Annotated in this window: 19 protein-coding genes and 2 tRNA genes; 10 read left to right on the top strand and 11 right to left on the bottom strand. The window is 73.0% G+C overall.

Translation table 11 applies throughout. The features are described 5' to 3' along the window. Window positions 1–92: 92 nt before the first annotated feature. Together ABD998_RS04040 and ABD998_RS04045 are read right to left on the bottom strand one after the other, a co-directional pair. Window positions 93–1,214 (bottom strand): VIT1/CCC1 transporter family protein, encoded by a 1,122-nt coding sequence (locus ABD998_RS04040; protein ID WP_425562934.1) that lies wholly within the window; start codon window positions 1,212–1,214, stop codon window positions 93–95. 35 nt (window positions 1,215–1,249) lie between these two features. Further along, a complete protein-coding gene (locus ABD998_RS04045) occupies window positions 1,250–2,998 on the bottom strand; it encodes a DEAD/DEAH box helicase (protein ID WP_345436168.1) in 1,749 nt (582 codons plus the stop codon). A 119-nt stretch (window positions 2,999–3,117) separates the two neighbouring features. On the opposite strand from ABD998_RS04045, the gene ABD998_RS04050 reads away from it, so the two are divergent. After that, window positions 3,118–3,927, top strand: a complete 810-nt coding sequence (locus ABD998_RS04050) for an SGNH/GDSL hydrolase family protein (RefSeq protein WP_345436170.1) — start codon at window positions 3,118–3,120, stop codon at window positions 3,925–3,927. 7 nt (window positions 3,928–3,934) lie between these two features. Here the strand turns inward: ABD998_RS04050 and ABD998_RS04055 are convergent, their stop codons facing one another. Then, window positions 3,935–4,762: a TrmH family RNA methyltransferase gene (locus ABD998_RS04055; protein ID WP_345436172.1), complete on the bottom strand. Its 828-nt coding sequence runs from the start codon at window positions 4,760–4,762 to the stop codon at window positions 3,935–3,937. 73 nt (window positions 4,763–4,835) lie between these two features. On the opposite strand from ABD998_RS04055, the gene ABD998_RS04060 reads away from it, so the two are divergent. Both ABD998_RS04060 and ABD998_RS04065 read left to right on the top strand, forming a co-directional pair. Beyond that, window positions 4,836–5,687, top strand: coding sequence for a Sir2 family NAD-dependent protein deacetylase (locus tag ABD998_RS04060; RefSeq protein ID WP_345436174.1), 852 nt, complete (start codon window positions 4,836–4,838; stop codon window positions 5,685–5,687). 108 nt (window positions 5,688–5,795) lie between these two features. Next, window positions 5,796–6,383, top strand: coding sequence for a histidine phosphatase family protein (locus tag ABD998_RS04065; protein ID WP_345436176.1), 588 nt, complete (start codon window positions 5,796–5,798; stop codon window positions 6,381–6,383). A gap of 39 nt (window positions 6,384–6,422) precedes the next feature. On the opposite strand, the gene ABD998_RS04070 is transcribed toward ABD998_RS04065, so the two are convergent. Then, a complete protein-coding gene (locus ABD998_RS04070) occupies window positions 6,423–7,514 on the bottom strand; it encodes a polysaccharide deacetylase family protein (protein WP_345436178.1) in 1,092 nt (363 codons plus the stop codon). Between the two features lie 135 nt (window positions 7,515–7,649). Between ABD998_RS04070 and ABD998_RS04075 the strand changes: the two genes are divergently transcribed. After that, entirely contained in the window at window positions 7,650–8,123 is a 474-nt protein-coding gene (locus ABD998_RS04075; protein WP_345436180.1) for an Lrp/AsnC family transcriptional regulator, read from the top strand. Here the strand turns inward: ABD998_RS04075 and ABD998_RS04080 are convergent, their stop codons facing one another. Continuing rightward, entirely contained in the window at window positions 8,124–9,008 is an 885-nt protein-coding gene (locus ABD998_RS04080) for an alpha/beta fold hydrolase (RefSeq protein WP_345436182.1), read from the bottom strand. Between the two features lie 80 nt (window positions 9,009–9,088). Between ABD998_RS04080 and ABD998_RS04085 the strand changes: the two genes are divergently transcribed. Beyond that, window positions 9,089–9,931: a 3'-5' exonuclease gene (locus ABD998_RS04085; RefSeq protein WP_345436185.1), complete on the top strand. Its 843-nt coding sequence runs from the start codon at window positions 9,089–9,091 to the stop codon at window positions 9,929–9,931. An 8-nt stretch (window positions 9,932–9,939) separates the two neighbouring features. Here ABD998_RS04085 and ABD998_RS04090 read toward each other — a convergent pair whose 3' ends face one another. After that, complete coding sequence (locus tag ABD998_RS04090) at window positions 9,940–11,166, bottom strand: CDP-glycerol glycerophosphotransferase family protein (RefSeq protein ID WP_345436187.1); 1,227 nt, start codon at window positions 11,164–11,166, stop codon at window positions 9,940–9,942. A 130-nt stretch (window positions 11,167–11,296) separates the two neighbouring features. Between ABD998_RS04090 and ABD998_RS04095 the strand changes: the two genes are divergently transcribed. Further along, entirely contained in the window at window positions 11,297–12,328 is a 1,032-nt protein-coding gene (locus tag ABD998_RS04095) for a glycosyltransferase (protein WP_425562935.1), read from the top strand. A gap of 9 nt (window positions 12,329–12,337) precedes the next feature. Here the strand turns inward: ABD998_RS04095 and ABD998_RS04100 are convergent, their stop codons facing one another. The 3 genes from ABD998_RS04100 to ABD998_RS04110 form a co-directional block, all read right to left on the bottom strand. Then, window positions 12,338–13,768, bottom strand: a complete 1,431-nt coding sequence (locus ABD998_RS04100) for a CDP-glycerol glycerophosphotransferase family protein (protein WP_345436191.1) — start codon at window positions 13,766–13,768, stop codon at window positions 12,338–12,340. After that, window positions 13,765–15,015, bottom strand: a complete 1,251-nt coding sequence (locus ABD998_RS04105) for a CDP-glycerol glycerophosphotransferase family protein (protein ID WP_345436193.1) — start codon at window positions 15,013–15,015, stop codon at window positions 13,765–13,767. The genes ABD998_RS04100 and ABD998_RS04105 overlap by 4 nt, the downstream gene beginning before the upstream one ends. Window positions 15,016–15,080: 65 nt before the next feature. After that, on the bottom strand, window positions 15,081–16,562 hold the full coding sequence (locus tag ABD998_RS04110) for a S1C family serine protease (protein ID WP_345436195.1): 1,482 nt from the start codon (window positions 16,560–16,562) through the stop codon (window positions 15,081–15,083). A gap of 107 nt (window positions 16,563–16,669) precedes the next feature. Between ABD998_RS04110 and ABD998_RS04115 the strand changes: the two genes are divergently transcribed. Both ABD998_RS04115 and ABD998_RS04120 read left to right on the top strand, forming a co-directional pair. Next, window positions 16,670–17,875, top strand: coding sequence for an aminotransferase class I/II-fold pyridoxal phosphate-dependent enzyme (locus ABD998_RS04115; RefSeq protein ID WP_345436197.1), 1,206 nt, complete (start codon window positions 16,670–16,672; stop codon window positions 17,873–17,875). Window positions 17,876–17,981: 106 nt separating this feature from the next. Then, window positions 17,982–18,770 (top strand): glucose 1-dehydrogenase, encoded by a 789-nt coding sequence (locus tag ABD998_RS04120; protein ID WP_345436199.1) that lies wholly within the window; start codon window positions 17,982–17,984, stop codon window positions 18,768–18,770. A gap of 28 nt (window positions 18,771–18,798) precedes the next feature. On the opposite strand, the gene ABD998_RS04125 is transcribed toward ABD998_RS04120, so the two are convergent. Beyond that, window positions 18,799–19,596, bottom strand: coding sequence for a carbon-nitrogen hydrolase family protein (locus tag ABD998_RS04125; protein ID WP_345436201.1), 798 nt, complete (start codon window positions 19,594–19,596; stop codon window positions 18,799–18,801). Between the two features lie 9 nt (window positions 19,597–19,605). Next, complete coding sequence (locus ABD998_RS04130; RefSeq protein ID WP_345436203.1) at window positions 19,606–20,079, bottom strand: DUF6328 family protein; 474 nt, start codon at window positions 20,077–20,079, stop codon at window positions 19,606–19,608. Window positions 20,080–20,168: 89 nt separating this feature from the next. Here ABD998_RS04130 and ABD998_RS04135 point away from each other — a divergent pair. Further along, a tRNA-Met gene (locus ABD998_RS04135) sits at window positions 20,169–20,242 on the top strand. 94 nt (window positions 20,243–20,336) lie between these two features. Further along, window positions 20,337–20,410: transfer RNA gene (locus tag ABD998_RS04140), tRNA-Met, on the top strand. Window positions 20,411–20,500 lie beyond the last annotated feature (90 nt).

Consider the following 20,500-nt stretch of genomic DNA (forward strand, 5'->3'; position numbering starts at 1 on the left):
TTCTCCGGAGCTTTCCGTTCCGTTTCCCGCAACGAGAGACAACATTACCACTCGTCGAGGATGGCGACGAACCGGAGCGCACCCCGGGCGCGTCACGCCGTCGACACCCCGAACAGCAGTCCGAGCAGGTACGTCACCGCAGCGGCGCCGAACCCGATCGCCACCTGCCGCAGTCCCCGTTTGAGCGGTGAGGCTCCCGACAGCAGTCCCACCGTCGCACCCGTCAGCATGAGCGCGACGCCGACGAGCACGAGCGCGACGAGCACGGCGACGAGGCCGCTCAGCCCGAGCAGCCACGGAAGAACGGGGATGATCGCGCCCGACGCGAAGAACGCGAAGCTCGACAGCGCGGCCCGCCACGCGCCGCCGACCACCTCGTGCGCGTCGCCATGCCGCGCGCGCGACGGCATCCGCCCGCGCCGTGCATCCTCGATGACGGCGCGCGCCCGACCGAGCGCCTCGTCCTCCGCCATCCCCCTCGCCCGGTAGACGAGCGCCAGCTCGTTCGCCTCGATGTCGAGGTCGGGCAGACCGTCGTCGGCGAAGCCGCTCGGCTCGGTGGACTCGAGCAGCTCACGCTGCGAGCGCACCGACACGAACTCCCCCGCGCCCATCGAGAGCGCCCCCGCGAGCAGGCCCGCGATGCCGCTCAGCAGCACGAGGTGGGTGCTCACACCCGCCGCGCCGATGCCGAGCACGAGGGCGAAGTTGCTCACGAGCCCGTCGTTGGCGCCGAACACCGCGGCGCGGAACGTGCCAGACAGCCGGCGCCGCCCCTGAGCGGCCAGCCCGCGCACGACCTCGTGATGCACCTTCTCGTCGGCGCGCATCGACGCGGGTGCCGCCGGCTCGCTGTCGTACGGCGAGCGCGCCTCGGCGTTCTGCGCGAGCGCGAGCACGAACACGAATCCGAAGCGCGACGCCATCCACCCGAGCAGGCGCGTGCGGAGGCTCGCCGAGGGCAGCCTCCGCGGCTCTCCGCCGAGAAGTCCCAGCCAATGGGCCTCATGGCGCCCCTCGGCCTCGGCGAGCCGCAGCAGGATGTCGCGCTCCTCGCCCTCGCGGCGCGCCGCGAGCCCGCGGTACACCGCGGCCTCCGCGCGCTCGTCGACGAGGTACTGTGCCCAGCGGCGGTCGGATGCACGATCTCTCACGCCAGCCACGCTAGCCACGGGCGCCGCGGCGGATGGCCTCGACGGCGCGATTGCCAGCATTTCGCCGCGCCGAACGGGGCGCCGTCGGCCGCAGCTCAGCTGTGGACGCGGCGCCGCAGCGCGTCGATCCGCTTCTGCAGCTGCGCGACCGTCGCCTGGGCGACCGCGGGCCCCCCGCATGTCTTCCGGAGCCACGCGTGAACGGCGCCGTGCGGCTCGCCCGACTGGCGCGCGTACACCCCGACGAGGCTGTTGAGCAGCTGCCGCTGCTCCTTGAGCGTGCGATGCAGCGCGGCGGGCAGCGCCGGCTCCTCCCCCGTCGCCTTCTCGCGCGTCTCCCGCGCCTCGCGGTGCCGCGACTGGCGGCTCTGCCTCTGCATGAGCAACTCGTGGACGTGCTCGGGCTCGAGGAGCCCCGGGATGCCGATGAACTCGAGCTCCTCGTCGGTGCCCGGCTCCGCGAGCTGGCCGAACTGCTTGCCTTCGAACACGACGCTGTCGAAGTGCGCCACCGAGCCGAGCGATTGGAACTCGAACTCCTGGGTCAGCTGGTCAGACGCCTTGTCGCCGCGCTCCGCCTGTTCAAGCAGGCTGTCGTCGAGTCCGTCCTCGTCCTTCTCGGGACGGTCGAGCACATGGTCGCGCTGGCGCTCCATCTCCGTGGCGAGCGCCATGAGCACGGGGATGTTCGGGAGGAACACGCTCGCGGCCTCGCCCCTGCGGCGAGCGCGCACGAAGCGGCCGATCGCCTGCGCGAAGAAGAGCGGCGTCGACGACGACGTCGCATACACGCCGACGGCGAGCCTCGGGACGTCGACGCCCTCCGACACCATCCGCACCGCGACCATCCACCGTGTCGTGTTGCCGGAGAACTGCTCGATGCGCGCAGACGCCTCCGCCTCGTCGGAGAGGACGACGGTGGGCCGCTGCCCCGTGATCTCGTGGAGGATCTTCGCGTAGGCGCGGGCGTTCGTCTGGTCGGTCGCGATGACGAGGCCGCCGGCATCCGGGACGTGGTGTCTGATCTCGGTGAGGCGCTTGTCGGCCGAGCGCAGGACGGCGGGCATCCAGTCGCCGTTCGGGTCGAGCGCCGTGCGCCACGCCTGCGAGGTGATGTCCTTCGTGTTGTCCTGCCCGAGGTGCGCCTCGAGCTCGTCGCCCGCCTTCGTGCGCCACGTCATGTGCCCCGAGTAGACGTGGAAGAGCACGGGGCGCACGACGCCGTCGGCGAGGGCGCGCCCGTATCCGTAGTCGTAGTCGGTGATCGACGTGCGCAGGCCCTGCGCGTCGGGAGCGTACTCGACGAACGGGATGGGCGAGTCGTCGCTGCGGAACGGCGTGCCGCTCAGCGACAGCCGGCGCACGGCAGGGCCGTAGGCCTCGCGGATGCCGTCGCCCCAGCTGAGCGCGTCGCCGCCGTGGTGCACCTCGTCGAGGACGACGAGCGTGCGCGCGCCCTTCGTGAGCTCACGGTGCACCTCGGGCTTCATCGACACCTGCGCATAGGTGACGACGACGCCGTGGTAGTGCCGGGCGGGCATCCAATGGCTGTTCTTGAAGTCGGGGTCGAGCCGGATGCTCACTCGCGCCGCGGCATCGGCCCACTGGGTCTTGAGGTGCTCGGTCGGGCACACCACGACGATGCGGTCGATGTCTCCGCGATGGCGGAGCTCGTTCGCGAGCGTGAGCGCGAAGGTCGTCTTGCCGGCGCCGGGGGTCGCGGCGACGAGGAAGTCGCGGCGGTCTGGCTGCGCGAAGTACAGCTCGAGCGCTTCCTGCTGCCACGCGCGGAGCTTCCCCGCGGTGCCCCACGGGGCTCTCTGCGGATAGGACGGACTCAGCACGGAGAACAACCCTAGACGAGGGCGCCGACGCCGGCTCCGAGCATTCGCCGAGGCCGGCCTGCATCGCCGGATCCGGTGCCAGGGGCGCCGGTTCCGACGACAGGGATAGTCTCGACGACATGGCAGGGGACGACGCGCGGACACCGTATGTGGGCAACGACGAGGCGCATCCGTGGCGCCGCTACGTCGCGATCGGCGACTCGTTCACGGAGGGGATCGGCGACCCCGACCCTGCGGCACCGGGCGGGCACCGCGGATGGTCGGACCGGGTCGCGGAGGTGCTCGCGACCCAGGTCGACGACTTCGCGTACGCCAACCTCGCCGTGCGCGGCCGCCTCATCGGGCAGATCGTCGCGGAGCAGGTCGAGCCGGCCCTCGCGCTCCGCCCCGACCTCGTGACGTTCTGCGCGGGCGGCAACGACGTCATCCGGCCCGGCACCGACCCCGACGCCATCGCCGTGCAGTTCGAGGACGCCGTCACGCGCCTCGGCGCGGAGGGCGCGGCCGTCGTCGTGTTCACGGGGATCGACGTCGCCTGGACGCCGGTCTTCCGGCCGTTCCGCGGCAAGATCGCGATCTACAACGAGAACATCCGCGCGATCGCCGAGCGGCACGACTGCATCGTCGCCGATCAGTGGGCCCTCAAGGAGATCCAGGACCCGCGATTCTTCGCCGAGGACCGGCTCCACATGAACCCGCTCGGGCACCACGAGGTCGCCCGGATGGTGCTGCGCGCTCTCAACGTCCCCAACGACCTCCAGCACCTGCAGCCCGACCCGCGCCCCCTCGTGTCATGGCGCTCGGCGCGGCAGAACGACCTCGTCTGGGCGCGCACGCACCTCGTTCCCTGGGTGCTGCGGCGCCTGCGCCACCAGTCCTCCGGAGACCTCGTGACGGCGAAGCGACCGGAGCCCGGACCCGTCTCCTGAGCGGGCGTCAGGCCGCCGGCGGATGCTGCAGCGCCCACAGGGCGACGGCGGCGGCCGAGGCGACGTTGAGCGAGTCGACGCCGCCCGCCATCGGGATCGTGACGACCGTGTCGGCCGCGGCGAGCGCGCGACGGCTGAGCCCGTCGCCCTCGGATCCCATCGCGAACGCCACACGGTCGGGGCGGCGTGCCGCGAAGGCGTCCAGCGGCGTGGCGTCGTCCGCGAGCGCCATCGCCGCGAGGTAGAACCCGGCCGTCCGCAGCTGAGCGGATGCCCCCTCACCCTCCCGGGGCGCCCATTCCGGCAGCCTCGTCCACGGCACCTGGAAGACGGTGCCCATGCTCACGCGCACGCTGCGCCGGTAGAGCGGATCGGCACAGCGCGGCGTCACGAGCACGGCATCGGCGCCCAGCCCCGCCGCAGCGCGGAACGCGGCCCCGACGTTGGTGTGGTCGACGATGTCCTCCAGCACGAGCACGGTGCGCGCCCCCGCGAGGACGTCGGCGACGGCCGGCAGCGCGGGTCGGTGCATGGCCGCGAGCATCCCCCTGTGCACGGCGAATCCGGTCACGGCCGCGGCGACGTCGTCGGACACGAGGTACACGGGCACGTCCCTCTCGCCGACGAGACGCTCGACGTCGTCCAGCCACTTGCGCGCCGTGAGCACCGACCGGGGCCGGTGGCCCGCGACGAGCGCACGCGAGAGCACCTTGGCCGACTCCGCCATGTACAGCCCCGCGCCCTCCTCTGTGGCGCGACGCAGCGCCACGTCTGTGAGGCCGCGGTAGTCGGCCAGGCGCGCATCCCCGGCATCCTCGATCTGCTCGATCTGCATCCGCCCATCGTCCCATCCGCGCCGTAACCTCCCCGACAAACGCCCGCCGTAGACTCGGCAGCGAGGAGGCTCCATGGTTCTCACCGACCGGGTCGGCACGCCGGCCGCGGCGCAGATCGGCCGCGCGATCGACGCCCTCGCGGGCCGTCGCGTCGCCGTGCTCACGGGTGCGGGCGTCTCGACCGACTCGGGCATCCCCGACTACCGCGGCGAGGGCGCCCCGAGGCGCAACCCGATGACGGCGCAGACCTTCCTCTCCGACGAGGCGGCCCGGCGCCGGTACTGGGTCGGCTCCCACCTCGGATGGCGCGCCTTCGCCGCAGCGCAGCCCAACGCCGGACACGCGGCCCTCGCCGCCCTCGAGCGCGCGGGCGTCGCGTCGGGCGTCGTCACGCAGAACGTCGACGGCCTGCACCTGCGGGCAGGATCCCATCGCGTCGTCGAGCTCCACGGGACCATGCGCCGAGTCTTGTGCACCCAGTGCGGGCAGGTCTTCGACCGGCGCGACGTCGGCGAGCGCGTCGAACGCGACAACCCCTGGATCACGGTTCCCGAGAACGTCGAGCTGGGTCCCGACGGCGACGTCCTGCCGTCCAGCTCCGACGGCCTCGTCGTGCCCGACTGCACGGTCTGCGGCGGCATGCTGAAACCCGACGTCGTCTTCTTCGGCGAGTTCATCCCCGCCGAGAAGTTCCGCGAGGCCGAGCAGCTCGTCGCGACGAGCGACGCACTCCTCGTCGCCGGCTCGTCGCTCGTGGTGAACTCGGGCATCCGCCTCGTCGAGCGCGCGAGGCGGCGCCGCCTCCCCGTCGTCATCGTCAACCGCGGCGAGACCCGTGCCGACCGCCGTGCGACCGTCAAGGTCGAGGCGGGCACGAGCGAGGCGCTGGCGGCCTTCGCGTCGGCGCTGCCCTCCCTCCGCTGACGACCCCTCTCCGCACACAGGGAGGCCGGACGGGGCTCGCGCCCAGGGACGCCGCACACGGCCCGCGCACACGGCCGGGGCGCAGACGCGACGTCGTAGGCTCGTGGGGTGACCGTCATCGCCCTCGTCCGCCACGGACAGACCGACTGGAACCTGCTCGGCCGCGTACAGGGCCGCACCGACATCCCCCTCAACGACACCGGGCGCGCGCAGGCGCGCGAGGCCGCGGTCGGGCTCTCCGAGGGCGGCTACGAGGCCATCGCGGCGAGCCCTCTGTCACGGGCGCGCGAGACCGCCGACATCATCGCGGACGCCCTCGGGCTCGAGCCTCCCGCCCTCTACGACGGGCTCGTCGAGCGCGACTACGCCTCTGCGGAGGGGCTGACCGCCGACGACCTCTGGGAGCGACGCCGCCGCGCTATGGGGCCCGACGCCGAACCCGACGAGGCGGTGGCGACGCGCGCCATCGCCGCGCTCAGGCACGCGGCGGCGGCGCACGCCGAAGCCGGCCGGACGGGTCCGCTCATCGCCGTCGCGCACGGCGCCCTCATCCGCGTGCTCATCGCCGTCGCGTCGGATGGCGCGTTCCCCCTCCCCGGCGAGCGCGTCGAGAACGGATCGCACCACCTCTTCGAGCTGGACGACGACGGCGTCCTGTCGCTGCGGTCGTACTCGGCCGCACCGGCGGACGCCTAGACCCCCCCGGGACGCGGGGCGGTGATCCGAGCCGCCGCCTCAGCCGAGGCTCGCGACGAACGCCTCGAGCCCCATGCCGTAGTCGATCCGCACGCGCGGCAGTGCGAGCTTGTCGGCGCCGGGGCGCACGAGGCCGGGCTCGATCGTGACCGCCATGTCGAAGCCCGCGTCCGCGACGCCCCGCTTCGACCGCTCGTCGTAGTGCCCGAACGGGTAGGCGATCACCTCGCTCGCCCCGAGCACATCCGCCGACGTGCGCAGGTCCGCCGCGATCTCCTCCGCCGTCCAGTTGACCATCCGGCCGCGCCCGTCCGCACCGGGATCGTGCATGTCGTGCGTGTGCGAGCGCTGCAGCACGTACGGCGACGGCGTCTCCTCCGACCTCCACTTCGTGATGACGAACGACGTCGCCAGCACGTGATGCGCGTCGAGGACGGGCACGGCGAGGTCGAACCACGAGGAGTGCGCGTCGTCGTCCGTCACGATCGCCGACTTCTCCGGGAGCACGAGCTCCCCGTCGATGAAGGCAGACAGCTCGGACCAGCTCGGCAGGTAGTAGCCCTCGTCCGCGAGATAGGCCATGTGCGCCTCGAAATCGCCCGCGTACGCCCAGTTGAGCCGCAGCGGATCGTCCACGCCCTCCGGCCGATCCGTGAACTGGTGGTACATGAGGATGGGCACGCCCACATCGAGCCCCGCCGCCTCCTCGGGAGTCGCCCACGCACCGTGGAGCACCAGCCGGTCGCCGTCGCCGCACGCCACCGCATCGGCGATGTTGACGCGGGCGGCGGCATCGCGGCGCGCCGCGGCCTCCGGGTCGGAGTACCAGCCGGCGAAGACGGCGCCCTCGCGGCGCGGAAGGGGCAGCTCAGCGAAGAGGGATCCGTCCGACTGCAGCACGGGCGGCGCATCGGCGCCGTCGAACGAGACGGCGCACGCGGCGGGGTCGCCGGAGGAGGCGAGCAGCGCCTCCAGGGCGTCGGGCGCCGCCTCCCCCGGCACTGCGGCCGATGCGGCGGGTGCCGTCGGCTCGGGCGGCACCCGGTCGGCCGCGCAGCCGGACAGGCCGAGCGCCGTGACGACGACCAGGGCGAGCAGCGGACGTGCGGGCGCGCGGCGGGAAGGGCTCATGGCCCGACCAGGATATCGAGACGCGCAGTCGGTTCCGCACCGACGCGGCCAGCGAGCCACGTCGCGCAATCGATCCGATAACGACTGAGCAGGATGCGCAATCGCTGGTCGCTGCGCGTGTTAGCGTCTGACTCTATGGCCACCCTCGATCACGTCGACCTCGAGCTGCTCGCCGCGCTCTCGGAGGACCCGCGCGCGACGGTCGTCGCCCTCGCAGAGCGGCTGCGCCTCTCGCGCAACACGGTGCAGGCCCGCATGGCCCGGCTCGAGCGCGCGGGAGTCTTCCACTCCTTCGAGCGCGCGATCTCCACCGAGGTGCTCGGCTTCCCGCTGCAGGCGTTCCTGTCGATCGGCGTCCGCCAGCCCCAGCTCCCCGTCATCACCGACGAGCTGCGCCGCATCCCCGAGGTCGTCCAGGTCTACGGCGTGAGCGGTCAGGTCGACCTCCTCGCCCTCGTGGCGTGCCGCGATGCCCGCCACCTGTTCGACGTCGACGCGCGCATCCTGTCGGTCGACGGCGTCGAGCGCACGGAGACCTCGCTCGTCATGAGCGAGGCCATCCCCTACCGCGTCACGGGGCTCATGGAGCTCGCCCGCCGCGAGCGCTGATCACCCCTCGGCGAGGAAGTCGCGGATGGCCGCGGCCGCCTCGGCCGGCTTCTCGTAGTGGATGAGGTGCCCGACCCCGGTGATCTCGACGAGTCGCGCGTCGGGGAACAGGCCGCGGAGCGTCCGCTCGGCCTCGATGGGGGTGATGTCGTCGCGGTCGGCCGCGATGAGGAGGGTCGGCTGCGCGACGGCCGGCGCGGAGGCGCGCACGTCGTGCGACACGCTCGTGACGAAGGCGTCGCGCAGCGCGTCGCGGTCGGCGAACCCGGAGAAGTAGCGGTCGTGCTGATCGTGGATCCAGCGCCGCAGCGCACGGTCGCGCGTCTTCGCCATGGCGATGCTCATGACCCGCACGATGGCGGGGTGGCGCAGGATGGCGGTGCCGAGCTTCTCGGGAAGGCGGGCGCCGGCGTCGTAGTAGAGCACGGCGAGGCGCGTGAGCAGACCGCGCGGCCCCTCCAGCGCCGGCGCGCCGATGGGGTTCACGAGCACGAGGCGAGGCGTCGGGAGACCACGGGCGACGGCCGCGGCCGCGACGATGGATCCGAACGAATGGCCCAGCACGACGGCGCCTGGCGCGGCCGCTGCGGCGAAGGCCGTCAGCCACTCGGCGAACGCGTCGAGGTCGAGCGTCCGTCCCGGCAGCGGCGGCGTCTCGCCGAACCCCGGCAGGTCGGGCATGACGACGCGGATGCCGGGAAGATGCGCGACGACGGGCTCGAGCCCGTGGTGGTCGCCGCGAAATCCGTGCACCGCGAGGATCGTCGTCTCGGCGTCGAGGGGGCCGTAGGTCCAGAACGCCGTCGGCGTGCCGAGCACGTCGATCTCGGCGCGGACGACGGGGATGCGCGAGAGCTGCTCGGCATACGGGGAGGCGACGGGCACCGATCGAGTCTACGGGCGCGTCCTGGACGCGCCCGGGGTGGCTCCGCGCGATTGTCGGGGGCGCGCCCTACATTCGCTGTATGGCGACATCATGGCCGGATCCGCCGCCCCTGTTCGACGTCGACGACGCGGGCGAGCGCCCCACGTGGTTCGGGCGCCGCGCGTCCTCCCGGCCCGCGCGAGGCGCGACCCCGGCTCCCGCCGCGCTCGATCTCGTCTTCGAGGAGCCGCCATCGCGCGGGCTCGCGCGGCTCGGCGTGTTCGATCTCGAGACGACGGGAGTGGACGTCGAGGACGACCGCATCGTGACGGCGTACGTGGGCCTTCTCGCCGCCGACGGCTCCGTCGTCCGCGAACGCCACTGGATGGCCGACCCCGGAGTCGACATCCCGGAAGGGGCGACGGCCGTGCACGGCATCACGACGGCACGCGCCAGGGCCGAGGGCCGACCGGCGGCGGAGGTCGTCGCCGAGGTCGTCACGGCGCTGCGCGAGATCTTCGCGGAGGGCGCTCCCGTCGTCGCCTACAACGCGCCGTTCGACTTCTCGATGCTGAAGCACGAGGCCGTGCGGCACGGGGTCGAGGCGATCGCGTCGCCCGCGCCGGTCATCGACCCGCTCGTCGTCGACAAGACCTGGGATCGCTACCGGAAGGGCAAGCGCACGCTCGAGATCGTCGCCGCGCACTACGGCGTGGCGCTCGAAGGCGCGCACGACGCATCGGCCGATGCCGTGGCGGCGGGCCGCGTGGCGCTGGCCATCGCGGAGCGGTACGCCGACCTCATGCCCGACGACGTCGGCGAGCTCCACGCGCGTCAGATCGGATGGGCGCGCGAGCAGGCCGCCAGCCTCACGGAGTACTTCGTGCGCATCGGCCGCATCGACGCGAGCGAGCCGCTCGACGGCAGCTGGCCCATCCGCTGACGGTCGGGTCAGGACGTCGAGCGCGCGTCCCAGTCGTCCCAGCGGTCCATGAGCAGCTGCACGGCCGCGTGGAACTTCGCCGTCGCGGCCCCCGGTGCCGTGTCGCCGAAGTAGTGGCCCACCCAATGCGCCAGGCGCTCCGTCGCCGCGGGGTCGGCGCGCACGCGGTCGACCTCGTCGACGATGCGCAGGGCGGCCTCCGGCTCGAGCCACTCGCACGCCGACAGGTACCCACCCTCGTCGATCTCGGCCGCATGGTCGGCGGGGCGCGTGATGAGCAGCGGCTTGCCGGCGGCGAGCCGGTCGTAGACCATCGCGGAGATGTCGACGATCGCGACGTCGGCGGCGGCGAGCTGCCAGCCCAGCTCCGGCTTGTCGTCGTAGACGTGCTGCGCCGACGGGTCCTGCTCGTTGGCCGCGCGGATGGCCTGGATGATGCGCTGGTTGGCCTCGCCGAACGCCGCGTCGACGACGCCGCTGCGCGGATGCGGGCGGTAGACGACGCGGTGGCGCCCCGTCGCGAGGAGCGCCGCCACGAGCTCGACGCCGTGCGAGAGGACGGAGCCGTAGTGCGCGGCCGGACGGTCGCCCTCCCACGTGGGCGCGTACAGCACGACCGTGCGCTCGTCGGGCGTGTACGGGAGCGCACCGGAGTAGTGGTCGGCCTGGGGGCGCCCGATCTCGATCGTGCGCCGGTCGACGTCGTAGTCCCACAGCACGCGCGTCAGGCGGTCGCGGGCGGCCTGACCGGCCACGAGCGCGTAGTCGTACGCCTTGTACTGGTTCGTCGTCATGTACATCTTGTCGGACTCGCCGTGGTTGATGAACACGTGCCAGCGACGGCCGTACCGGAACATCTGGAAGTTGCGCGTGTTCTGGTTGACGTAGAGCACGACGCGGATGTCCTGCGACTCGAGGAAGCGCTCCACGCTCAGCACGCTCGGCACGAAGGTCACGGGAAGGGCGCCGTCGTCGAGGAGCGCACGGGCTCCGAGGGCGTTGCGCGCCATGACGACCACCGGCCACGTCTCGGAGAGCTCCTGCAGCGGCCGGTACCACTGCCGCATCTGGTACATGTTGACGTCGCTGTCGGCGAAGTACACAGCGACGCGGAAGCGGTGCGGCGTCAGCGGACGAGACGCGAAAGCCCGCGCGGTGCGCTTCTGCAGCACCCGGGATGCGAGCGCCTTCCGCAGGAGACCGAACGACTTCCTCGCTTCACGCACCGCACCCACGTCTCCAGGCTACCCGCGAGCCGCGGCGGCCCCGGCATGGGATGATCGTCGAATGCGTAACGATCCTCCCGCGGGCCCACGCGCGCCGCGGCGGGATGCGCCGCCCGCGGCGCCGGGCGTCTCCTTCGTGATGCCGGTGCTCAACGAGATCGACTACCTGCGGCGCGCCGTCGAGAGCACGCTCGCGCAGGAGGTCGACGGCCCCGTCGAGCTCGTCCTCGCCCTCGGGCCGTCGACCGACGGGACGACCGAGCTCGCGCGCGCCCTCGCGGCCGACGACCCGCGCATCGTCCTCGTCGACAACCCGGCAGCCGACATCCCGGTGGGACTCAACGCGGCCATCCGGGCCAGCCGGCACCCGACGGTCATCCGCGTCGACGCCCACTCCGAGCTGTCGCCCGGGTACGCCGCGCGCGCTCTCGCGACACTCGAGCGCACGCGCGCCGGCAACGTCGGCGGCATCATGCGGGCGGACGGCCGCACGCCGTTCCAGCGGGCCGCCGCGTGGGCGTACAACTCCCCCATCGGCCTCGGCGGCGGCGCCTACCACGGCGGGTCGCGCGAGGCGGAGGCGGAGTCTGCGTACCTCGGCGTGATGCGCCGCGCCGTCCTGGACGAGATCGGGCTCTTCGACGAGACCGTGCGCCGCGGGGAGGACTGGGAGCTCAACCTCCGCATCCGCTCGGCGGGCTACCGCGTGTGGTTCGACCCCGCCCTCTCGGTCACCTACTGGCCGCGGGAGAGCTGGGCGCGCCTCGCGCGCCAGTTCCGCGCGACCGGCCGATGGCGCGGGGAGCTCTTCCGCCGCTTCGGGCGACGCAACTCCCTCAAGTACTTCGCCCCGCCCGTCCTCCTCGTCGTCCTGGCGCTCGCCGCCGTCGTCGGAGCGCTGCAGGCGACGGGCGTGCTCGCGGGGGCGGCGGCCGCCGTCGCGTCCCTCGTCTACCTGCCGGTCGCGGCCTACGCCCTGCTCGTCGCGGGCGTCGCGCTCACGGCACGGGGCATCCACCCGTTCGGGGCGAGGGAGCGCATGTGGCTCGCCGCCGTGCTCCCGACCATGCACCTCTCGTGGGGCGCCGGGTTCGTCGTCGGCGCGATGCGCGGCGCCGACGACACGGTCGACACGTCGCGCCTGTCCGGTCGCAACACCCCGCTCCCCTGACGTCCGCCGTCAGACGCCGGGGATCATCCCCTGGTCCAGGAGGCGGGCGACGACCCGCTCGGCCGCCCGGCCGTCCTCCCGTGCGTTGAACCGGCGCCGCCACGCCTCGTACCTGCCGGCGTAGGCGGAGGGGTCCGCCGCGAGCGCGGCGATCAGCTCCTCGACGTTCCGGACGACGGGGCCCGGCGCCCGGCGCTCGAGGTCGAAGTAGAAGCCGCGCAGCTCGCCCCGGTAGTGCTCGAGGTCCGGGGCGAGGAAGTACATCGGCTTCCCCGTGACGCTGAAGTCGAACATGATCGACGAGTAGTCGGTCACGAGCTCGTCGGCGGCGAGCAGCAGCTCCGCCGTGTCGGGGTAGGCCGTGACGTCGATGACGCGCGGACCCTCGAGATCATGTCCGGGGATGAGGGTGCGGGAGTGGCCGCGGACGAGCACGACGGCGTCGGCGTCGACAGCGAGGCGGGCGGGGTCGAGGAAGTCGACGATCCGCTCGCGGTCGTCGCGCCAGGTCGGCGCGTACAGGACGACGCGCTCCCCCTCGCGGATGCCCAGCCGCCGGCGGACGGCGGCCGCGTCGCCGGTCACGAGCGCGTCGTTGCGGGGATACCCCTCCACCCAGACGGGGCGCCTGAGGAACGCGTACGCTCGCGACAGGATGCCCGCCGCGTACGGGTTCTGGGCAAGGAGCACGTCCCACCGGCGCGACTCCTTGACGATCGCGCCCCAACGGCGCGGCGCGAAGCCGCGGCGGTGCAGCGCGAGCCGCTTGAGCGGCGTGCCGTGCCATGTCTGGACGACGCGCTGGCCCGGACGGCGCGCGAAGGTCCTGCGCAGCCAGTCGTTCACGACGAGCAGGCGCGACACGCTGCGGGCGCGCCACCACTCGGGGCTCCCCTCGACGACCGCGACAGCACCGTCCGGCACGGCCACAGAGAGGTCGACGACGCTCCAGTAGCGCACCACCTGCGGCGCGCGGCGGGCCAGCTCGCGGTCGATCGCGAGCGGATTGCAGCTCGCATTGCGCCCGTAGAAGCTCTCGAAGAAGACCGCGTCCTCGAGCGGCGCCGTGTGCGAGATGTACCGTCGCTCGAGCGCGCCCTGCGCCTCCGGCTCGTCGTAGACCGGGTCGACGGGCGGTCCGACCCGCAGCCGTCCGCCCTCGAGCCCCGCGCGCAGGCCCGGCAGCAGCCGCACAGGGAGGGTCGTCGCCACGTCGACGCCGTCGATCGAGACGCGGTACTCGCCGGACGGGAGCGGAAGCTCCTCGCCGCCCCATCGCGCCGCGGTGAGGGGGAATCGCGCCTTCCAGGTGCGACCGCGTCCGGTCATCCGCGCGGGCACCCGCACGCGGGCCCCTTCCAGGACGGCGGACGCGGGGCGCTCGCCCTCGCCCTCCACGACGAGGAGCGGGCCGTCCGGCTCGAACCGGGCAGTCGTCATGGTCTTCCTCTCCTGCGCGCGGCGCGCGCCTGGATGGCCGCGTAGACGCGGCGGGCGTTCCCTCCATCGCGGAAGGCGTGCACGCGTGCGCTCAGTCTCGCAGACCGCGCGGCGCCCTCTGCGAGCAGCGCCGGGTCGCCGAGGACCGCGTCCAGCCGCGCGAGCGCGTCCGCCCATGTGCGCGCCGCATCGTCGCCCGCGGCGTCCTCGTAGCGCCCGTAGAAGCCGCGACGCGCACGGTACTCCTCCAGGTCGGGCGCGAGCGCGATCACGGGGAGCGGGACGAGACCCGCGTCGTACACGAGCGACGAGTAGTCGGTGACGAGCACGTCGACGCCGGGGAGCGCGGCCGTGATGTCTCGGAGCCGATCGGCGCCGAGATCGCGTACGCGGTCGGTGGGGAACGGGGGCGTGTAGGAGCCGGCGCCGAGACGGTGCGAGCGGACGAGCAGGAGGGCGTCGCGACGGTCGAGCATGTCGACGATCGCCCGCCACTCCCCCGTCGACGGCACAGCCGGATCGGGCGCGCCGTCGCGCCAGGTGGGGGCGTAGAGGACGAGGCGCGTCGTCGAGCGGAACCCTCCGGCGACGCGTGCGAGGAGCGCGCGCGCCCCGCGCCTCCTCTCGCCGGGGTCGCCCGCGCTCAGCACGTCCACGCGAGGCTCGCCCGTCACGACGATGCGGTCGTCGGGCAGCCCGAACGCCGATTCGAGCCGCCCGCGCACGAGGTGGGAGGCAGCTGGGAGGAGGGCGATGCGCCGCTGTGCCGCGCGGTAGAGCAGGCGGATGGCGCCGCGGACGAGCGGGACGTCGGGCAGCGCGCCCGTGCGGAGGGTCTCCGCGGAATCGAGCCCGATCCGCTTCAGCGGGATGCCGTGCCACAGCTGCACGAGGAGGCCGCCCGAGACGGCGTAGGGGTTCACGTCGCCCGTGCCGAAGCCGACGACGAGCACACCCGCGCGCGCCGTCTCCCAGTACCCGCGCCACGACAGGCGGGGCACGACGCGGAGGCCGGCGACCCGCGCAGCGCGGGCCTCGTCCGCGGTCGCGGCGAGCCAGACCGTCCGCCGCCCGTCGGCGGCCGCGATCCTCTGCACCGCGAGCGGGCCGTCTCCGACGCCCGCCCCGCAGCCGAAGGCCCACGTCGAGCCGCGCGGGATGACGAGGGTGCCGAGCCGGCCGAGGGCGTACAGCGGGATGCGGGCGATCTTGGCCGCGTTGCCCGCACCGAACGAGAAGGACGCCACCCCACGAGCGTACTCGTGCGGCGGCGTCCTCCTCGTCGTCCCGCCCCGTCCGGGCGGGACGGCTGTCACTCGAGCGTGCCGAGCGTCACCGTCGCGGTGCGCTCCTCGCCGTCGCGCACGAAGGTCACGGTGGCCTCGCTGCCCGCGGCGGCGGCGCGCACCTGGGCGGTGAGGTCGATCGCGTCGTTCACCGACGCCCCGTTGAACGCGGTGACGATGTCGCCCGCCTCGAGACCGGCGGCCTCCGCCGCCCCGCCCGACACGACGTCGGCGATGTAGGCGCCCGTGATCGTCGCGCCCTCGACCTGGCTCGATGGCTGCACGCTCGCACCCAGGAGGCCGTGCGTCGCGGCCCCCGTCTCGATGATCTCGTCCGTGACGCGCTGGACGACGTTCGACGGGATGGCGAAGCCGACGCCGATGGAACCGGACTCCTCCGAGCTCGAGGTCGCGGTCGCGATGGCGACGTTGACGCCGATGAGCCTTCCCTCGCTGTCGACGAGCGCGCCGCCGGAGTTGCCGGGGTTGATGGCCGCGTCGGTCTGGATGACGGAGATGGCGATCGACTCCGTCGCCGTCTGCTGCTCCTCCTGGCCGGGGATGTCGAAGTACCACGGGCTCGACTCGTCGCCCTGGCTGTCGTCGCCCTCCGTGCTGTCACCCTCGGGCGCCGCGGACGAGGCGATCTCGATGCTGCGGTTGAGGGCGCTCACGATGCCCGTCGTGACGGTGTTGGCGAGCCCCAGCGGGGCGCCGACCGCGACGGTCGTGGCGCCGACGTTCAGCTCCGACGAGTCGGCGAACTCGATCGGCGTGAGGTCGCTCGCGCCGTCCAGCTTGATGACGGCGAGGTCGTACGTCGGGTCGGTGCCGACGACGGTCGCGTCGTAGATGCGGCCGTCGCTCGTCGTCACGCGGATGGCGGCGTCGCTCTCGGCGCCCCCGAGCGTCACGACGTGCGTGTTCGTCACGACGTAGCCGTCGTCGCTCAGCACGACGCCCGATCCGCTGCCCGACGCCGACGCACCCGAGACCTCGATGGTGACCACGCTGGGCAGCACCTCCGTCGCGACGGCGGTGGCCTCGTTGACCGACCCGGGGTTGTTCACGGTGATGCTGGAGGGAGAGCCGTCCGAGGAGGACGCGACGGTCGTGGAACCGCCCCACAGCGCGTTGCCCGCCCAGGAGCCGCCGAATCCTGCGGCGCCGCCGACGAGGGCCGCGGCGAGGATGGCCGCCGCCACGCGACCGGAGCCCTTCTTCCGCTCCTTCACGGGGGCGGGCGCCCACGCGTAGTGCTGGCCGTAGGGCTGCGTCTCGCCGTCGCGAGGGAGCGGCGCCGTCGGCTGGGTGTCGGCCGCCGGCCCGAAGGCCGCGCCCGGCGCGGACGGAGCGGGCTGCTGCGGTGCGGCGCCGTATCCCGTCGGCGGCGCGGGCCGCGGCGGAATGCTCGTCGGGTTCGGGTACGCGGCGGGCGCGGCCTGCGCGCGGGCCGCGGGGTCCTGAGGGGTCTGGTCCGGGGTGTCGCCGGAACGCTGGTCGTCCATGGGTGCTCCTTCTTCCACGTCCCCCTCAGAGTGTTCCCGCAGCCTGTGCGCTTCCTATGTCGCGGGTATGGCCGCTCCGTGACTTCCCGGACCGGTACCCTGACCGGGTGCGAGACATCCCGGGCGCCTGGAGGCGGACAGCTGGAGGGGCGGGGCTCCTGGGAGCCGACGGGGCCGTCACCCCCACGATCTTCGCAGAGATGTCGGCCCTCGCGGCCTCGACGGGCGCGATCAACCTCGGTCAGGGCTTCCCCGATGAGGACGGGCCGGCCGAGGTGCTCGAGGCCGCCCGTGCCGCGATCGGCGCGGGGGCGAACCAGTACCCGCCGGGGCGGGGCGTCCCCGACCTCCTCGAGGCCGTCGCCGAGCACCAGGCGCGGCACTACGGCATCCGTCTCGACCCCGGCAGCGAGATCCTCGTGACAGCGGGCGCGACGGAGGCGATCGCGGCCACGCTGCTCGCGCTGTGCGACGGGCCGGACGACGAGGTCGTCGTCTTCGAACCGCACTACGACGCGTACGCCGCGTGCGTGGCGCTGGCCGGGGCGAGGCTGCGGACGGTACCGCTGCGGTGGCCGGACTTCCAGCCCGACCTCGACGAGCTCGCGCGCGCCGTCACGGACCGCACGCGGATCATCCTCGTGAACGACCCGCACAACCCGACGGGCACCGTCTTCTCCGCGGCCGTGCGCGAGGAGATCGTGCGGCTCGCCCACCGCCACGACGCGCTCATCGTCACCGACGAGGTCTACGAGCACCTCGTCTTCGACGCCCCGCACACGCCGATCGCGACGCTGCCCGGCGCGGCCGAGCGCACGCTGTCGATCTCGTCCGGCGGCAAGACGTTCCGCACGACCGGGTGGAAGATCGGATGGCTGTCGGGCCCCGCCGACCTCGTCACGGCCGTGCTCGCCGTCAAGCAGTTCCTCACGTACGTCGGGGGCGCGCCTTTCCAGCCCGCCATCGCGACGGGCCTGAGGCTGCCGGACTCCTTCTTCGCGGGCATCGCCGACGACATGCGCGCCAAGCGCGACGTGCTCGGCGCGGGGCTGTGCGCCGCCGGGTTCGACGTCTCGACGCCGCGGGGGTCGTACTTCACGGTCGCCGACGCGGCGCCGCTCGGCGCGGTCGACGCCCGGGCCTTCTGCCTCGAGCTCGCGGAACGCGCAGGGGTGGTGGCCATCCCCCTCACGGCGTTCGCCGCGCCCGAGCGTCGGACGCCCTACGCGACGCTCGTCCGGTTCGCGGCCTGCAAGCGGATGGATGTCCTCGAGGAGGCGGCCCTCCGGCTCGCGAACAAACCATTCACATGAATGCACAGCAGGTGTAGAATAGACGTCGGCCGGCCCGACCGGCCGGCCCGACCGACGCCCGCATGCGCGCAGCGCCGATCGTCGATCACCCGCCCAGGAGGCAGCTATGACGACCGCTCGGTTCTCCGACAAGACCATCATCATTACGGGAGGCGGATCGGGTCTCGGCCGCGCCACGGCCATCCGGCTCGCGGAGGAGGGCGCGCAGCTCGCGCTCGTCGACGTCTCGGAGACCGGGCTCGCCGCGACCGTCGACGCGATCCGTGCGGTCGCTCCGGATTCGCGCGTGATCACGACGGTCGCCGACGTCTCGGACGAGGCCCAGGTCGATGCGTACGTCGACGCCGCGAAGGCGGAGTTCGGCCGCATCGACGGATTCTTCAACAACGCCGGCATCGAGGGCCGGCAGAACCTCACCGAGGACTTCACGGCCGCCGAGTTCGACAAGGTCGTGGCCATCAACCTGCGCGGCGTCTTCCTCGGTCTCGAGAAGGTGCTGCCCCTCCTGCGCGAGCAGGGCTCGGGGTCCGTCGTGAACACCGCGAGCGTCGGCGGCATCCGCGGGATCGGCAACCAGTCCGGCTACGCGGCCGCGAAGCACGGTGTCGTCGGGCTCACCCGCAACTCGGCGATCGAGTACGGCCGCTACGGCGTGCGGGTGAACGCGATCGCTCCCGGCGCCATCTGGACGCCGATGGTCGAGAACTCGATGAAGCAGCTCGACCCCGAGAACCCCCGCAAGGCCGCGGAGCAGTTCATCCAGGCGAACCCGACGAAGCGATACGGCGAGGCCCCCGAGATCGCCGCGGTCGTCGCGTTCCTGCTCTCGGACGATGCGTCCTACGTCAACGCGACGGTGCTTCCGATCGACGGCGGGCAGTCCGCCGCCTACTGACGCCGGCGATGTCCCGGGCGCGCATCGCTCAGCGCGGTGCGACCCGGTACCGGCGCAGCGCGAGGGCGGGGTTCACGCGGCGCACGTTCTCGACGACGGCCGCATCGACGAACGCGACCGCGACGTCGGTCGCCGTGCCGACGCTCGCGATGGCTGTGCCCTGCGGGTCGACGACGAGCGAGTTGCCGACCGCGAGCGGAGGCGTATGGTCGGCGGCCGCGACGTACATCGTGTTCTCGATGGCGCGCGCCGTCGCGAGCGTGCGCCAGTGATGCTCCTTGAGCGACCCGCGCACCCACTGGGCGGGCACGAGCGCGACGTGCACGCCGGCATCGGCGAGCACGCGCGCCGACTCGGGGAAGCGCAGGTCATAGCAGGTCATGAGCCCGAACCGCAGCCCTTCGACGTCGAAGGTCTCGGGAGCGGACAGATCGCCCGCCTCCACCCAGTCGGACTCCCGCTGGCCGAACGCGTCGTACAGGTGCGCCTTCCGATAGACCGCCCGCACGCCGGAGGCGTCGACGGCGATGACGGCGTTGCGCACGCGGCGGCCGTCCGCACGCTCCAGCAGTCCCGCGACGACGACCGTGCCGGTCTCCTCCGCGAGTGCGCGCAGGTGCGACGAGAACGGGCCGTCGAGGTCCTCGGCGTGCGCGGCGAGCGTCGCATCGAAGGGGTCGACGAAGTACGAGGAGTACTCCGGGAGCACCACGACACCGGCGCGGCGCTCCGCGGCCGTGCGCACGAGGTCCGCCACAGCCTCCCGGTTGGCGCGAGCGTCCGCTCCGGGTGAGAACTGGGCGACGGCGACTCCGACCTGCGGCATGCCGCCAGCCTAGCGGCGCGAGCGCAGCGCGAGCGGGACGGCGGCCCACAGCAGGACCACGAGGACGCCGAGCGCGCCGCCCGCCGTCCACGCCGCCTGCTCCCCCGCGACGACGTCGAAGACGAACGCGAGGACGCCCACGAGGAGCGCCGAGACGACGGCCATCGCCGTCACGAGCGCGATGTGGCCGACCCGCACGATGAGCCCCTTCCGCCCCTCGCGGAAGAGCACGCGGTGCAGGGCGACGGGCGCGAGCGCGACGACGGCGCTCACGGCCGACAGGACGACGAGCACGAGGTAGAGCACGCGCTGCGCGTCGTCGAGGTTGGCGAACGCCGGCTGGAAGGCCAGTGCGAGGAGGAAGCCCGTGAGGATCTGCGAGCCCGTCTGCAGCACCCGCAGCTCCTGCAGCACATCGGTCCAGTTCCTGTCGTACCTCTCCGCCTCGGATTCGCCGGGCCGCAGTCCATCCGCCGCACTCATGGGGCCATCCTCCCGCGCCACGCCCGGGTTCACCATCCGGACGCCTCGATTCGACGTGACGGCCATCCCGGGTTAAACTGGAGGAGTGCCGCGGGGTGGAGCAGTTCGGTAGCTCGCTGGGCTCATAACCCAGAGGTCGCAGGTTCAAATCCTGTCCCCGCAACAAGAAGAAGGCCCGGATCCTCGGATCCGGGCCTTCCGCGTTCCCCCGCCGATTCGACACACGCCGATTCCCGTGCTAGTGTTGTCCCTTGTGCCGCGGGGTGGAGCAGTTCGGTAGCTCGCTGGGCTCATAACCCAGAGGTCGTAGGTTCAAATCCTGCCCCCGCAACAAGAAGAAGGCCCGGATCTTCGGATCCGGGCCTTCTGCGTTCCCCCGCGCGGGCGCCATCCGCACGGTCCCCGCACGCGACGGCGCCCC

The organism is Microbacterium gilvum (genome assembly GCF_039543865.1).
GTDB lineage: Bacteria > Actinomycetota > Actinomycetes > Actinomycetales > Microbacteriaceae > Microbacterium > Microbacterium gilvum.

Bases quoted from the DNA above. Each gene is read 5' to 3' on its own strand.
- ABD998_RS04040 (WP_425562934.1), bottom strand. From the start codon at position 1,214: ATGCTGGCAATCGCGCCGTCGAGGCCATCCGCCGCGGCGCCCGTGGCT.
- ABD998_RS04050 (WP_345436170.1), top strand. From the start codon at position 3,118: ATGGCAGGGGACGACGCGCGGACACCGTATGTGGGCAACGACGAGGCG.
- ABD998_RS04055 (WP_345436172.1), bottom strand. From the start codon at position 4,762: ATGCAGATCGAGCAGATCGAGGATGCCGGGGATGCGCGCCTGGCCGAC.
- ABD998_RS04060 (WP_345436174.1), top strand. From the start codon at position 4,836: ATGGTTCTCACCGACCGGGTCGGCACGCCGGCCGCGGCGCAGATCGGC.
- ABD998_RS04070 (WP_345436178.1), bottom strand. From the start codon at position 7,514: ATGAGCCCTTCCCGCCGCGCGCCCGCACGTCCGCTGCTCGCCCTGGTC.
- ABD998_RS04075 (WP_345436180.1), top strand. From the start codon at position 7,650: ATGGCCACCCTCGATCACGTCGACCTCGAGCTGCTCGCCGCGCTCTCG.
- ABD998_RS04085 (WP_345436185.1), top strand. From the start codon at position 9,089: ATGGCGACATCATGGCCGGATCCGCCGCCCCTGTTCGACGTCGACGAC.
- ABD998_RS04095 (WP_425562935.1), top strand. From the start codon at position 11,297: ATGCCGGTGCTCAACGAGATCGACTACCTGCGGCGCGCCGTCGAGAGC.
- ABD998_RS04100 (WP_345436191.1), bottom strand. From the start codon at position 13,768: ATGACGACTGCCCGGTTCGAGCCGGACGGCCCGCTCCTCGTCGTGGAG.
- ABD998_RS04110 (WP_345436195.1), bottom strand. From the start codon at position 16,562: ATGGACGACCAGCGTTCCGGCGACACCCCGGACCAGACCCCTCAGGAC.
- ABD998_RS04120 (WP_345436199.1), top strand. From the start codon at position 17,982: ATGACGACCGCTCGGTTCTCCGACAAGACCATCATCATTACGGGAGGC.
- ABD998_RS04125 (WP_345436201.1), bottom strand. From the start codon at position 19,596: ATGCCGCAGGTCGGAGTCGCCGTCGCCCAGTTCTCACCCGGAGCGGAC.
- ABD998_RS04130 (WP_345436203.1), bottom strand. From the start codon at position 20,079: ATGAGTGCGGCGGATGGACTGCGGCCCGGCGAATCCGAGGCGGAGAGG.